This window comes from Pseudomonas fluorescens (assembly GCF_001708445.1).
GTDB classification, from domain to species: domain Bacteria; phylum Pseudomonadota; class Gammaproteobacteria; order Pseudomonadales; family Pseudomonadaceae; genus Aquipseudomonas; species Aquipseudomonas gorinensis.
Genome location: NZ_CP015637.1, coordinates 4,262,680 through 4,276,140, shown reverse-complemented (window position 1 = coordinate 4,276,140; position 13,461 = coordinate 4,262,680). Strand labels below are relative to the sequence as shown.

The following is a 13,461-nucleotide window of genomic DNA, read 5'->3' as shown; positions in this document are numbered from 1 at the left end:
GGTACTGGGTGGGGGGATGCGATGGGATGAAGTTTCACGGTATCGCACCGCCCCTCCAGTTGGATTGCAGTGCAGGGGTTACCAGGTGAGCACGGCTCCGACGGCGAAGGTATCGGTGTCTTCATTCTGCGCGCGGGTGTCATGCCCCTTGATCTGGAACTGGTTGTACTCGGCCACCAGCTTCAGGTTGGCATTCACGTCGTGGAACAGTGCAATGCCCCGGGTCTCATAATCCGCGCCGCTGCCCACCACGCCGTTGCCGTCGTCCTGGGTCTTGCCATAGGACAACGCCAGGCGGTTCTTGCCCAGCTTGTACGAGCCCTGGAGCAGGTAGCCGTTGCTGTCGACATTACGCAGGGTCGCCTCGCCGGCATTGTTGGTGAAGAACGGGTTGATGCCCTTGGCCTGGAAGCCCGAGCCGGTCAAGGACAGGCCGCCCATTTTCGCCTGCACGCCATAGCCCAGGCCCTTGGAGGTGACGGACGCCACGGTCGAGTCGGTGTTGTCGGAGGTCTGGTAGCTGCCGTTGAGCCAGCTGTAGATTTTCGCCCCGCCGAGGTCGAACTGGTAGGTGACCTCGCTCTCGGTGCGCGGGTTCTTCTGGTAGGCCTTGCCTTGGGGGCTGCTGTCGTTGGTATCCACCGGGTCGAGGATGCCCACGGCAATGCGTAGGCCATCCATCACCGGGGTGCGGTAGGTGATCTGCGAGGTGGGGAACGGGTACGGGTAACCGCTGCCGATATTGCCGAACGACACCCCGCCGCCATCCACCAGGCCGAGGCTGTCGCTGACCTGACCGTAGCCCGCGAGCAGCTCATCGAGCAGGATATTGGAGCGCGCGAACAGGCCGAAATCCTTGCCGATCAGCACCTCGCCCCACTCCGGGTTGGCCACGGTGCCGTAGAACTGGCGCACGTCGATGGCGGTGTCGGTGCCATTGGTTTCGCTGTCGTTGATGGTCACCCAGAACGATGCGCGGGCGCCGAGCTTGAGGTCGTCAGCCTGCTTGCTCATGTTGAAGCCCAGGTAGTTGGGCAAGAAGCCCATCTTCACCCGCGCCTGGCGCCGATCGTATTGGTCTCCGGCGCGGTCCACCTTGCTGTTGACGTAGAAGGCGTTGATGTAGCCATCGGTGGAAAAGGTCGTGTCGTCTTTGTCATACAGCATGATTTCCGCATCGGCGAACGGGCTGAGCCCGAGGCTGAGAATAAAAGCAGGTAACAGACGCAGGGGGAGGTTCTTATTGTTATGCATGGTGCGCTCCGCAACAGGGACGTGATGTCGGAGGCGATTATCGAAAGATGCCAGGCCCCGGCCTACGCTGCCTTGGCCGTGATTTGAGGGTGCTTTGGGCGGGCCGGGGGAGCCCGGCAAATGGGGCGTAAGACGGGCCCGGAGACAGGCCCGGCACTTAGGACGTAAGACCGGCCTTGACCAACATGCCGAGGGCCACCAGGACACACAGGCTGGCGAACCCCACTTGCAAGGTGCGCGCAGGGCTATGCGCACACAGGCGCCGGCCGATGAGCATGCCGACGATGCTCGCGCCGATAAACACCCAGCCCACCGCTTCGATGCTCACACCGGCCTGCATGGCGCCCGCCACACCGATCAACGAGATCAGGCTGATCACCATCAACGAGGTGGCGACGATGCCACGCATCTGCACATCGGTCAGTTGCTTGAACGCCGGCACGATCAGAAAGCCACCGCCGACCCCAAGCAGGCCCGACACGGCACCGGTCACCGCGCCCAACGCGGCCAAGGTCGCGCTGCATTTGGCGGTCCAGGCCAGGCGCCCGGTCTGCTGGTCGAGCATGCAGTTTTTCTGGCCCCAGGACGCGGCGCCATGGTCACTCGGCCCGGTCTCGACCTTTTCGCGCTGCAGCATGCGCCAGGCCACCAGCACCATCAGCGCACTGAACAGGCCCATCAGCAGTGGCTCGGGCATTTGGTGGGCGAGAAATACGCCCAAGGGTGAAAACAGCGCACCGAGCAAGGCGATCAACAACGCGGCGCGATAACGGACCAGGCCGTGGCGCAACCCATCGATCGCCCCGACCGCCGCCGCCGCGCCCACGGCAAGCAACGACACCGGCGCGGCCTGGGTCATGCTCAACCCCAGGCCCAGTACCAACGCCGGCACCCCGAGGATGCCACCACCGGCACCGGTCAGGCCCATGACCAGGCCCATCAACATCCCCAAAAGACTGGCCAGCAGCATTCAATCCACCTTGGTCAGACGGGTCTGCCACTCACGGCCCTTGAGCAGGCCAATGCCTGCCGAACCGCCGGTGACAACGATATCGCCACTGATGGTCGGTCCCCAGTGTTGGTCATTCATGGTCGATCGCCTTTCTTATCGTCATGCACACAAGGGTCGCTGCCGTATGGCCTCACGCCCAGCTTTTCATGACCGCGCCGCAGTAAAGACCGGACAAGGTCTTCATCACTTGGATCACTTCGTGGCTGGCCAGGCCGTAGAAGATGTATTTACCTTCGCGGCGGGTCGACACCAGCCCTTCGTCGCGCAGGATGCCCAACTGTTGTGACAGCGTGGGCTGGCGCACACCGGTCATGGTTTCCAGCTCGCCGACATTGCGCTCCCCCTGGGTCAACTGGCACAGGATCAACAAGCGATCCTCGTTGGCCAGGGCCTTGAGCAAGGAACACGCCTTGGACGCCGACGCGCGCAACTGGGCGACTTCGCCTTCACTCAGAGTAGATTCCATTTGCCGCGGGTCCTTTCTCTCACTTAAGCTCAAAACATTATGTGTAAATGTAAACTGATTGTAATCACTTTTTTCCTCACCGGGGACAGCCGCCATGCCAGCGTTGATTCAAGCCTTTCTGGACGAGGCATCGTCGACCTACACCTACGTCGTCTATGAAACCGATGGCAGCGCCTGCGCCATCGTCGACTCGGTGCTCAACTACGACCCGGCGTCCGGACGCACCGACACCGCCCAGGCCGATAAGGTGATTGCTTTTGTGCGCGAACATCACCTGCAGGTGCAGTGGCTGCTGGAGACCCACGCCCATGCGGACCATCTGTCTGCCGCGCCGTACTTGCGGCGGATACTGGGCGGCAAGATCGCCATTGGCCAGTGCATCAGCAAGGTGCAGGACGTGTTCAAGAACCTGTTCAATCTGGAGCCGGAATTTCGCGTCGACGGTTCGCAGTTCGATCACCTGTTTGCACCGGATGAGGTGTTCCACATCGGCTCTCTGAAGGCCCAGGCCCTGCACGTCCCCGGGCATACGCCAGCGGACATGGCCTACCTGATCGACGACCAGTTGATCCTGGTGGGCGACACCCTGTTCATGCCGGATGTCGGCACCGCCCGCTGTGACTTCCCCGGCGGCGATGCGCGCCAGTTGTATGCGTCGATGCGCAAACTCCTGGCCTTCCCACCCCAGACCCGGCTGTACGTGTGCCATGACTACCCACCCGAGGGCCGCGCGGCCCAATGCCTGACCACCGTGGCCGAGCAGCGCGCGGGGAATATTCATGTGCATGACGGGGTGGACGAAGCGGCGTTTGTGGCGATGCGTACCCAGCGCGATGCGGGCCTTGGGATGCCCACGCTGTTGTTGCCGGCGATCCAGGTGAATGTGCGAGCGGGCAATATGCCGCCCGCGGAGGGGAATGGGGTGGTGTACCTGAAGATTCCGTTGAATCAGCTCTAAAGCCATCCTGCGTGGCGTCCATGCCGTTGCATGCTCCGGGGGTATTTCGCAGGTGTGATCAGGCTACGGCAAATTTCGACACGATCTGCTTGAGGTCCACCGCCAGCCTCGACAGCTCTTGGCTGGCGATCGAGGTCTGACCGGCCGCCGACGAACTCTGGATGGAAAGATCGCGAATACTGATCAGGTTCTGGTCCACGGACCGGGCCACGTGGGCCTGCTCCTCGGAGGCGGTCGCAATCAACAGGTTACGGTCATTGATATCCGTGATGGCCTCGGTGATCTGAGTAATGGCCAGGCCCGCTTCATGGGCGATCTTCAACGAGTCCAGCGCTTCGTTGCGGTTGAGGGCCATGGAAGACACCGCGTCACTGGAGCACGTCTGGATTTTCGCAATCATCTGCTCGATTTCCTGGGTCGAGGTTTGCGTTCTATGGGCCAGTGCCCGCACTTCGTCGGCCACCACCGCAAAGCCCCGCCCCTGCTCCCCTGCCCTGGCGGCTTCAATGGCCGCGTTCAAGGCCAGCAGGTTGGTTTGCTCGGCAATCGAGCGAATGACTTCAACCACCCGGGCGATGTCCTGTGCCTGCTTGGCCAACCCTTCGACTTCGATACCGGTCTGCTGCACCGTGGCGCTGAGTTTCTCGATCGAGGCGATGGTTTGCGTCACCCGCTCATGGCCAACTTTGGCCGAGCGCTGGGAGTCTTGCGTCGACTGGGAAGCCGAAACCGCATTGCGCGCCACTTCTTCCACCGCCGCCGTCATCTCGTTAACCGCCGTGGCCGCCTGATCCGTCTCCATGCTTTGGCGTTCAATCCCTGCACTGGACTCGCGGGTAATGGCGCTCATCTCTTCCGCAGCCGAGGCCAACTGCCCGGACGCCTCAGAAATATGCTGCAAGGTGCTTTTCAGGTTCATTTGCATGGACGCGGTCGACCGTTGTAATTCGGTCAACTCGTCATTGCCGTTGACGGCGATGGCGACACGCAAATCGCCGTCGGCAATTTTGCCGGTCGACACCAACAATTCACGTACCGGCTTGATAATGCTGCGGGTAAACAAACGCGCAACCACGAGGGTGACCAGCACTGAACCGATCATCAGTAGCCAGGTAAACAGACGCGCGGCTTGATACTCACCGGAGGCAACTTGCACCGCCTGGCTGGAGCCGCGGGCATTCAACTCGATCAGTTCGCTGATGGAGCGTTGCACTTCAAGCGCAATAGGCCCGTTGACGTCACGCAAGTAAGTCGACATCTGCTCAGGGGACAGGGTGGAGACTTGCGCAAGAAACTCATCGGTTTTCTGGACGTAGTTCTTGATCCCGCTCATTGCCTGGTTGTACTTGGCCTGTTCCTCGGGGCTCGACACTAACGGTGCATAGCGCTCGGCAACTTCAAGCGCGGCAGCACGAATGCTTTTGAGTTTCTCAAGGGACGCGGGGTCCTGGTGGTCGCTTTCCATGGCAAAACGACGCAGATCAAGACGCAGCTTGTAAAACGCCGCATCTATCTCACCGCCCAGGCGAATACTGGGCAGCCAGTTAGTTTCTATATCGACAGTCGACGAATAAACTTTGTCGACTTTTATCAGCGTCATGGCCCCTTGTATCAACAGTAGAAGGCACACCACGCCAAAACATAGCGTGGTACGAAAGTTCAACTTCAAGGCTCTCATGGACATCGCGGCTCACCCCTTTCCTGGGCCGCGAACTTCACGGCCTTATGGGTGTTAATGTGTTGAAACGGATGTGAAAAATACGTGACTGATTAAGCAATTTTTTATTTATAGGTGGAAATAATAAAACAACTACTTTAGTTATCTAGCTAACTATCAAAGTGGTGAGTCTTATCACCTGTTGGTATCAGACCATCAAGCCATCCGGTGGCAGTGGCAACGCGGTCTTGTAACGCACCTGTTTGAGCGCAAAGCTTGAGCGAATATTCGCCACCCCCGGCACTTTGGTCAGGAAGTCCATCATGAAGCGCTCCAGTGACTGGATCGTTGGCACCAGTACGCGGATCAAATAGTCGGGGTCGCCGGCCATCAAATAGCACTCCATCACCTCGGGCCGGTCGGAAATCGCGCCTTCGAATTGCTGCAAGGCCAGTTCGTTCTGTTTTTCCAGGCTGACGTGGATAAACACGTTCACGTGCAGCCCCAGCAAATCGGCATCCAGCAGGGTGACCTGGTCACGGATCAGGCCCAGTTCCTCCATCGCCTTGACCCGGTTGAAGCACGGCGTGGGGGAGAGGTTGACCGAACGGGCGAGGTCGGCGTTGGTGATGCGCGCATTCTCCTGCAGGGCGTTGAGAATGCCGATATCGGTACGGTCCAGTTTGCGCATGAGACAAAATCACCTGTTTATTATGTTTATGCAGTTTTTTTATCCGCAAATGAGCCGGAGCGCAACGAAACAGAGATAAATATTCTTCTACGCCGAGCCTATGATTGTTGTAGGACAAGATTTCTTCTACCCGAAGACTGACTGTCAGCTAGCGCGCCCACTACAAGAAATTCACAAGATCGAGCGTAGAAAGCCATGAACCAGCCGTATGCACCACTGCGCCTGCACGTTCCCGAACCCTCGGGCCGCCCAGGCTGCAAGACCGACTTTACCTACCTGCGCCTGACCGACGCCGGCCTGGTGCGCAAACCCGCCATCGACGTAGAACCCGCCGACACCGCCGATCTGGCCAAGGGCCTGATCCGCGTGCTCGACGACCAGGGCCAGGCCCTGGGCCCATGGGCCGAAGGGGTGCCTGTCGAGGTCCTTCGGCGCGGCATGCGCGCCATGCTCAAGACGCGGATCTTCGACAACCGCATGGTGGTCGCCCAGCGTCAGAAGAAAATGTCGTTCTACATGCAGAGCCTCGGCGAAGAAGCCATCGGCAGCGCCCAGGCCCTGGCCTTGAACATCGACGACATGTGCTTCCCCACCTACCGCCAGCAAAGCATCCTGATGGCCCGCGACGTACCGCTGGTGGACCTGATCTGCCAACTGCTGTCCAACGAGCGCGATCCGCTCAAGGGTCGCCAACTGCCGATCATGTACTCGGTCAAGGACGCAGGTTTCTTCACTATTTCCGGTAACCTCGCCACCCAATTCGTACAAGGCGTGGGCTGGGGCATGGCCTCGGCAATCAAGGGCGATACCAAGATCGCCTCCGCCTGGATCGGCGACGGCGCCACCGCCGAATCGGACTTCCACACCGCGCTCACCTTCGCCCACGTGTACCGCGCGCCGGTGATTCTCAACGTGGTCAACAACCAGTGGGCGATCTCCACCTTCCAGGCGATTGCCGGCGGTGAGGCCACCACCTTCGCCGGACGCGGCGTCGGTTGCGGCATCGCCTCCCTGCGCGTGGATGGCAACGACTTTATCGCGGTGTATGCCGCCTCCGCCTGGGCTGCCGAGCGTGCGCGCCGCAACCTCGGGCCAACCCTGATCGAATGGGTCACCTATCGCGCCGGCCCGCATTCCACGTCGGATGATCCGTCCAAGTACCGCCCTGCCGACGACTGGAGCCACTTCCCCCTGGGTGACCCGATTGCCCGCCTCAAGCAGCACCTGATCAAGATTGGCCAGTGGTCCGAAGAGGAACACGCGGCGGTCAGTGCCGAACTTGAAGCCGAGGTGATCGCCGCGCAGAAAGAAGCCGAACAGTACGGCACCCTGGCCGGTGGCCAGATTCCGAGCGCCGCGACCATGTTCGAAGACGTCTATAAAGAGATGCCGGAGCACTTGAAGCGCCAGCGTCAAGAGTTGGGGGTCTGACATGAACGATCACAACAACAGCATCGAATTGGAAACCGCCATGACCACCACCACCATGACCATGATCCAGGCCCTGCGCTCGGCCATGGATGTGATGCTTGAGCGTGACGATAACGTGGTGGTATTCGGCCAGGACGTCGGTTATTTCGGCGGCGTGTTCCGTTGCACCGAAGGCTTGCAGAGCAAATACGGCAGTTCGCGGGTGTTCGACGCACCGATCTCGGAAAGCGGCATTATCGGCGTGGCGGTGGGCATGGGTGCCTACGGCCTGCGCCCGGTGGCAGAAATCCAGTTCGCCGACTACGTCTACCCCGCCACCGACCAGATCATCTCGGAAGCCGCGCGCCTGCGTTATCGCTCGGCCGGCCAGTTCACCGCACCGCTGACCATGCGCATGCCCTGCGGCGGCGGCATCTACGGCGGCCAGACCCACAGCCAGAGCATCGAAGCGGTGTTCACCCAGGTCTGCGGCCTGCGCACGGTGATGCCGTCCAACCCGTATGACGCCAAGGGCCTGCTGATTGCCTCGATCGAAAACGATGACCCGGTGATCTTCCTGGAGCCCAAGCGCCTGTACAACGGCCCGTTCGATGGCCACCACGACCGCCCGGTCACGCCGTGGTCGAAACACCCGCAGGCACAAGTGCCGGACGGTTACTACACCGTGCCACTGGATGTGGCCGCCATCGTGCGCCCAGGCTCGGCCGTGACCGTGCTGACCTACGGCACCACCGTGTATGTGTCGCAAGTCGCCGCCGAGGAGACCGGCATCGACGCCGAGGTCATCGACCTGCGCAGCCTGTGGCCGCTGGACCTGGAAACCATCGTCAAGTCGGTGAAAAAGACCGGCCGTTGCGTGGTGGTGCATGAAGCCACCCGTACCTGCGGCTTCGGCGCCGAACTGGTGGCGCTGGTGCAGGAACATTGCTTCCACCACCTGGAAGCGCCAATCGAACGCGTCACCGGTTGGGACACCCCCTACCCACACGCGCAGGAATGGGCGTATTTCCCAGGTCCGTCCCGAGTGGGCGCGGCGTTGAAACGGGTCATGGAGGTCTGAATGGGCACGCACGTTATCAAGATGCCGGACATTGGCGAAGGCATTGCGGAAGTTGAACTGTCGGCCTGGCATGTGAAGGTCGGCGATATGGTGGTCGAAGACCAGGTGCTGGCGGATGTGATGACCGACAAGGCGATGGTGGATATTCCCTCGCCGGTCCATGGCAGGGTGATTGCCCTCGGCGGCGAGCCGGGTGAAGTCATGGCCGTGGGCAGTGTCTTGATCAGCATTGAAGTGGAAGGCGCAGGCAATACCAAGGATGCGCCGGTCACCGCGGCACCGGTGAAAGCCGCGCCGGTGGTTGAAGCCAAGGCGGCCCCGGTGGTGGAAAGCAAGCCGGCAGCCAAGCCGGCCGTGGCGCCACACGCCCCCGTGGCTCGCGATGCCAATGAACGTCCACTGGCCTCCCCCGCGGTGCGCAAGCATGCGTTGGATGCGGGTATCCAACTGCGCCTGGTCCAGGGCACGGGCCCTGCCGGCCGGATCCTGCACGAAGACCTGGACGCCTACTTGCTGCAGGGTTCGCTGAAAACGTCCGCTGCCGCCAACCCCTACGCCGAACGCAACGACGAAGAACAGATCCCGGTGATCGGCATGCGCCGCAAGATCGCCCAGCGCATGCAGGACGCCACCCGCCGCGCCGCGCATTTCAGCTATGTGGAGGAGATCGACGTCACCGCCCTGGACGAATTGCGTGTGCACCTCAATGAAAAGCACGGTGCCACACGCGGCAAGCTGACCCTGCTGCCATTCATCGTGCGCGCCATGGTCGTGGCGTTGCGGGAGTTCCCGCAGATCAATGCGCGGTACGACGACGAAGCCCAGGTCATCACCCGCCTTGGCGCCGTCCACGTGGGCGTCGCGACGCAGAGCGATGTGGGGCTGATGGTGCCGGTGGTGCGTCACGCCGAGGCGCGCAGCCTGTGGGGCAATGCCGAGGAAATCGCGCGCCTGGCCACCGCCGCGCGCAATGGCAAGGCCAGCCGCGACGAACTGTCGGGGTCGACCATTACCCTGACCAGCCTGGGTGCCTTGGGCGGTATCGTCAGCACCCCGGTGCTGAACCTGCCGGAAGTGGCCATCGTCGGCGTCAACCGCATCGTCGAACGGCCGATGGTGATCAAGGGCCAGATCGTGATCCGCAAGATGATGAACCTCTCCAGTTCCTTCGATCACCGAGTGGTCGATGGCATGGACGCGGCACAATTCATCCAGGCCATTCGCGGCTTGCTCGAACAACCCGCCAGCCTGTTCCTGGAGTAAGGGCATGACTCAAACACTGCATACCACCCTACTGATTATCGGCGGCGGCCCCGGCGGTTATGTGGCCGCCATTCGCGCCGGCCAGTTGGGCATCCCGACCATTCTGGTCGAAGGCCAGGCATTGGGCGGTACCTGCCTGAATATCGGCTGCATTCCGTCCAAGGCCCTGATCCATGTGGCCGAACAGTTCCAGCAAACCATCCACCACAGCCAGGGTTCCCAGCTGGGCATCGAAGTGGATGTGCCGACCCTGGACATCCGCAAAAGCGTGGAATGGAAAGACGGCATTGTCGATCGCCTGACCACTGGCGTTGCCGCGCTGCTGAAGAAACACAAGGTGCAGGTGATCCACGGCTGGGCCAACGTGGTGGACGGCAAGACCGTCGACGTCGGCGACCAGCGCATCCAGTGCGAACACCTGTTGCTGGCCACCGGCTCGAAAAGCGTCAACCTGCCGATGCTGCCGATTGGCGGGCCGATCATCTCCTCCACCGAAGCCCTGGCGCCGACCCGCGTGCCCAAGCGCCTGATTGTGGTGGGCGGTGGCTATATCGGCCTGGAGCTGGGCATTGCCTACCGCAAGCTCGGCGCCGAAGTCAGCGTGGTGGAGGCGCAGGAGCGCATCCTGCCCGCCTATGACGCCGAACTGACCCAACCGGTGGCTGAGTCCCTCAAGCAACTGGGAGTGAAGCTTTACCTCAAGCACAGCGTCACCGGCTTCGAACACAACCACCTGCAAGTGCGCGACCCGAATGGCGACACCTTGTCACTGGTGACCGACCAGGTATTGGTGGCCGTCGGTCGCAAACCCAATACCCAGGGTTGGAACCTCGAGGCGCTGGACCTGGAGATGAATGGCGCTGCAATCAGGATCAACAACCGTTGCCAGACCAGCATGCACAATGTGTGGGCGATCGGCGACCTGAGCGGCGAGCCGATGCTGGCGCACCGGGCCATGGCCCAGGGCGAGATGGTCGCGGAACTGATCAGCGGTCAACACCGCGAATTCAACCCGGCGGCGATCCCGGCGGTGTGCTTTACCGACCCGGAACTGGTGGTGGTCGGCAAGACGCCCGATGAAGCCAAGGCCGCCGGCCTGGACTGCATCGTGTCGAGTTTCCCGTTTGCCGCCAACGGCCGCGCGATGACCCTGGAGTCGAAAACCGGTTTCGTACGGGTGGTGGCACGACGGGACAATCATCTGATTGTCGGCTGGCAAGCCGTCGGTGCCGGCGTGTCCGAGCTGTCTACCGCGTTCGGCCTGAGCCTGGAAATGGGCGCGCGCCTGGAAGACGTGGCGGGCACTATCCATGCCCATCCGACGCTCGGTGAGGCGGTGCAGGAAGCGGCACTGCGTGCGCTCGGGCATGCCTTGCACCTTTAACCGGGCTCACAACGCCGTCTGTAGGAGCGAGCTTGCTCGCGAAAATCGTCAACGATAACGCGTGAAACCAGAATGAACGCGGCGCCCTTGAGTTTTTCGCGAGCAAGCTCGCTCCTACAAGGGACGCGGGGGATGCGAACGGACCTGCGAATGCAGTATTGTTGCGCCCATTCAGAAAAAAACCGACTTGACCAAAGATAGAGGGTGTCATGGGTAACGAAAGCATCAATTGGGACAAGCTGGGTTTTGACTACATCAAGACCGACAAGCGGTTTCTCCAGGTCTGGAAAAACGGCGAATGGCAAGCCGGCACCCTGACCGACGACAACGTGCTGCACATCAGCGAGGGCTCCACTGCCCTGCACTACGGTCAGCAGTGCTTCGAAGGCCTCAAGGCCTACCGCTGCAAGGACGGCTCGATCAACCTGTTCCGTCCGGACCAGAACGCCGCACGCATGCAGCGCAGTTGCGCGCGCCTGCTGATGCCGCACGTCCCGACCGACGCGTTCATCGACGCGTGCAAACAAGTGGTCAAGGCCAACGAGCGGTTCATCCCGCCGTACGGCAGCGGCGGCGCGCTGTACCTGCGCCCGTTCGTGATCGGTACCGGTGACAACATCGGCGTGCGTACCGCGCCGGAGTTCATCTTCTCGGTGTTCTGCATCCCGGTCGGTGCCTACTTCAAGGGCGGCCTGGTGCCGCACAACTTCCAGATCTCCACCTTCGACCGCGCCGCGCCACAGGGCACCGGCGCCGCCAAGGTCGGTGGCAACTACGCCGCCAGCCTGATGCCGGGCTCGGAAGCGAAGAAATCCGGTTTTGCCGACGCGATCTACCTGGACCCGATGACCCACTCGAAAATCGAGGAAGTCGGCTCGGCCAACTTCTTCGGGATCACCCACGACAACAAGTTCATCACACCGAAGTCGCCTTCGGTGCTGCCAGGCATCACCCGCCTGTCGCTGATCGAACTGGCCAAGACCCGCCTGGGCCTGGAAGTGATCGAGGGCGAAGTGTTCATCGACAAACTGTCGGACTTCAAGGAAGCCGGCGCCTGCGGGACTGCCGCCGTGATCTCGCCGATCGGCGGTATCCAGTACAACGGCAAGCTGCACGTGTTCTACAGCGAGACCGAAGTCGGCCCGATCACCCAGAAGCTCTACAAAGAGCTGACCGGTGTGCAGACCGGTGACGTCGAAGCGCCAGAGGGTTGGATCGTAAAAGTCTAAGCCAGCAACACTGCAAAACCTTGTGGGAGGGGCGGTGCGACGATTCGACTTGCCCCCGATGGCAGTGGGTCAGTCAATGAATCTGTTGACTGATACTCCGCCATCGGGGGCAAGCCCCCTCCCACATTTGCTCTCCAGTGTATTCAAGAATCCTTCGGGATATTCTCGACAATCTTCTTGCCCATGCTGATCCTCGGCTCCACCCCATACCCCAGCGCCTCGTAAAACCCCGCCACCGCATCATTGCCACTGGTGATCTGCAGGTTGATCTTCATGCAGCCCAGGGCCGTCAGTGCCTGTTCCGCATGCCGCACCAGCGAGGAGCCCAGGCCATGACGCCGATAGTCGGCGTGCACGGCCACCGAGTACAGCCAGCCGCGATGGCCGTCGTAGCCGGCAAGAATCGTCCCGATCACGGTTTTTTTGTCCGTCGCCACGAAAAACAGCCCGTCATTGACCGCCTGTTTCTTATCGATCGCCAAGGTCGGCAGGTTATGCGCCGTGTCATAACCAAACGCCTCCTGCCATAACGCCACCACCTGCGCCCGATGCTGGCGGTCGCGATACGGCCCGATGGGATGGCGCGACAACAGCGCCTTTTCCATCACCAACGTGCGCTCATTGCCGTGGTAGACATCGCGTACCGTGTGAAAGCCCAGCTTGGTGTAGAACGGCTCGGCGGTCAGCGAGGATGGCACACTCAGGGTCGTCACCCCCGCGTCCCGCGCGCGCAGTTCGATTTCAATCATCAGCAGCCGACCAATGCCCTGCCCGTGCAGCGCCGGGTTGACGAACACCGAGCGCACCACATTTCCATCCAAGGCCGCCGTGGCGACGATCACCGAGTCCTGCATCGCCACCAGCACCACACGGCGCTTGAGCAGGTCCAGCACCGCGTCCGGCGTGAAGTTGCTGGCCACCCGCGCAATCACCTCCGCCGGATAATCCCGCGCATTGCTGCTGTGCAAAGCCGCGAGGATGACCTGGCTGATCCCTTCGGCATCGGCGGATTGGGCGAGACGAACGACGGTAGACATGGTTCCTCCTGGCTGACGG

At 61.5% G+C, this 13,461-nt stretch carries 12 protein-coding genes; 6 read left to right on the top strand and 6 right to left on the bottom strand.

Features of this window, described 5'->3' with window-relative positions; genetic code table 11:
• Positions 1–78: 78 nt before the first annotated feature.
• From A7317_RS18850 to A7317_RS18840, 3 genes are all read right to left on the bottom strand, one after another.
• Entirely contained in the window at positions 79–1,254 is a 1,176-nt protein-coding gene (locus tag A7317_RS18850; RefSeq protein WP_069076573.1) for a porin, read from the bottom strand.
• A gap of 157 nt (positions 1,255–1,411) precedes the next feature.
• Entirely contained in the window at positions 1,412–2,224 is an 813-nt protein-coding gene (locus A7317_RS18845) for a sulfite exporter TauE/SafE family protein (protein ID WP_069076572.1), read from the bottom strand.
• A 172-nt stretch (positions 2,225–2,396) separates the two neighbouring features.
• On the bottom strand, positions 2,397–2,732 hold the full coding sequence (locus tag A7317_RS18840) for an ArsR/SmtB family transcription factor (protein ID WP_024076332.1): 336 nt from the start codon (positions 2,730–2,732) through the stop codon (positions 2,397–2,399).
• 94 nt (positions 2,733–2,826) lie between these two features.
• On the opposite strand from A7317_RS18840, the gene A7317_RS18835 reads away from it, so the two are divergent.
• Positions 2,827–3,690, top strand: coding sequence for an MBL fold metallo-hydrolase (locus A7317_RS18835; protein WP_024076333.1), 864 nt, complete (start codon positions 2,827–2,829; stop codon positions 3,688–3,690).
• 58 nt (positions 3,691–3,748) lie between these two features.
• On the opposite strand, the gene A7317_RS18830 is transcribed toward A7317_RS18835, so the two are convergent.
• Together A7317_RS18830 and A7317_RS18825 are read right to left on the bottom strand one after the other, a co-directional pair.
• Positions 3,749–5,368, bottom strand: coding sequence for a methyl-accepting chemotaxis protein (locus A7317_RS18830; RefSeq protein ID WP_371128899.1), 1,620 nt, complete (start codon positions 5,366–5,368; stop codon positions 3,749–3,751).
• 187 nt (positions 5,369–5,555) lie between these two features.
• Positions 5,556–6,038: an Lrp/AsnC family transcriptional regulator gene (locus A7317_RS18825; RefSeq protein ID WP_017847498.1), complete on the bottom strand. Its 483-nt coding sequence runs from the start codon at positions 6,036–6,038 to the stop codon at positions 5,556–5,558.
• Positions 6,039–6,233: 195 nt separating this feature from the next.
• On the opposite strand from A7317_RS18825, the gene A7317_RS18820 reads away from it, so the two are divergent.
• The 5 genes from A7317_RS18820 to A7317_RS18800 all read left to right on the top strand — a co-directional run bounded on the left by A7317_RS18820 (position 6,234) and on the right by A7317_RS18800 (position 12,405).
• Complete coding sequence (locus tag A7317_RS18820) at positions 6,234–7,469, top strand: 3-methyl-2-oxobutanoate dehydrogenase (2-methylpropanoyl-transferring) subunit alpha (RefSeq protein WP_069076571.1); 1,236 nt, start codon at positions 6,234–6,236, stop codon at positions 7,467–7,469.
• A gap of 1 nt (position 7,470) precedes the next feature.
• Positions 7,471–8,529, top strand: coding sequence for an alpha-ketoacid dehydrogenase subunit beta (locus tag A7317_RS18815; protein WP_024076336.1), 1,059 nt, complete (start codon positions 7,471–7,473; stop codon positions 8,527–8,529).
• On the top strand, positions 8,530–9,792 hold the full coding sequence (locus tag A7317_RS18810) for a dihydrolipoamide acetyltransferase family protein (protein WP_069076570.1): 1,263 nt from the start codon (positions 8,530–8,532) through the stop codon (positions 9,790–9,792).
• Positions 9,793–9,796: 4 nt separating this feature from the next.
• Positions 9,797–11,176 carry a dihydrolipoyl dehydrogenase gene (gene lpdA / locus A7317_RS18805; protein WP_024076338.1) on the top strand — a complete coding sequence of 460 codons (1,380 nt, stop codon included), beginning with the start codon at positions 9,797–9,799 and terminating at the stop codon, positions 11,174–11,176.
• 209 nt (positions 11,177–11,385) lie between these two features.
• Positions 11,386–12,405, top strand: coding sequence for a branched-chain amino acid aminotransferase (locus A7317_RS18800; protein WP_024076339.1), 1,020 nt, complete (start codon positions 11,386–11,388; stop codon positions 12,403–12,405).
• A 143-nt stretch (positions 12,406–12,548) separates the two neighbouring features.
• On the opposite strand, the gene A7317_RS30150 is transcribed toward A7317_RS18800, so the two are convergent.
• Positions 12,549–13,442 (bottom strand): GNAT family acetyltransferase, encoded by an 894-nt coding sequence (locus A7317_RS30150; RefSeq protein ID WP_081329229.1) that lies wholly within the window; start codon positions 13,440–13,442, stop codon positions 12,549–12,551.
• Positions 13,443–13,461: the final 19 nt, after the last annotated feature.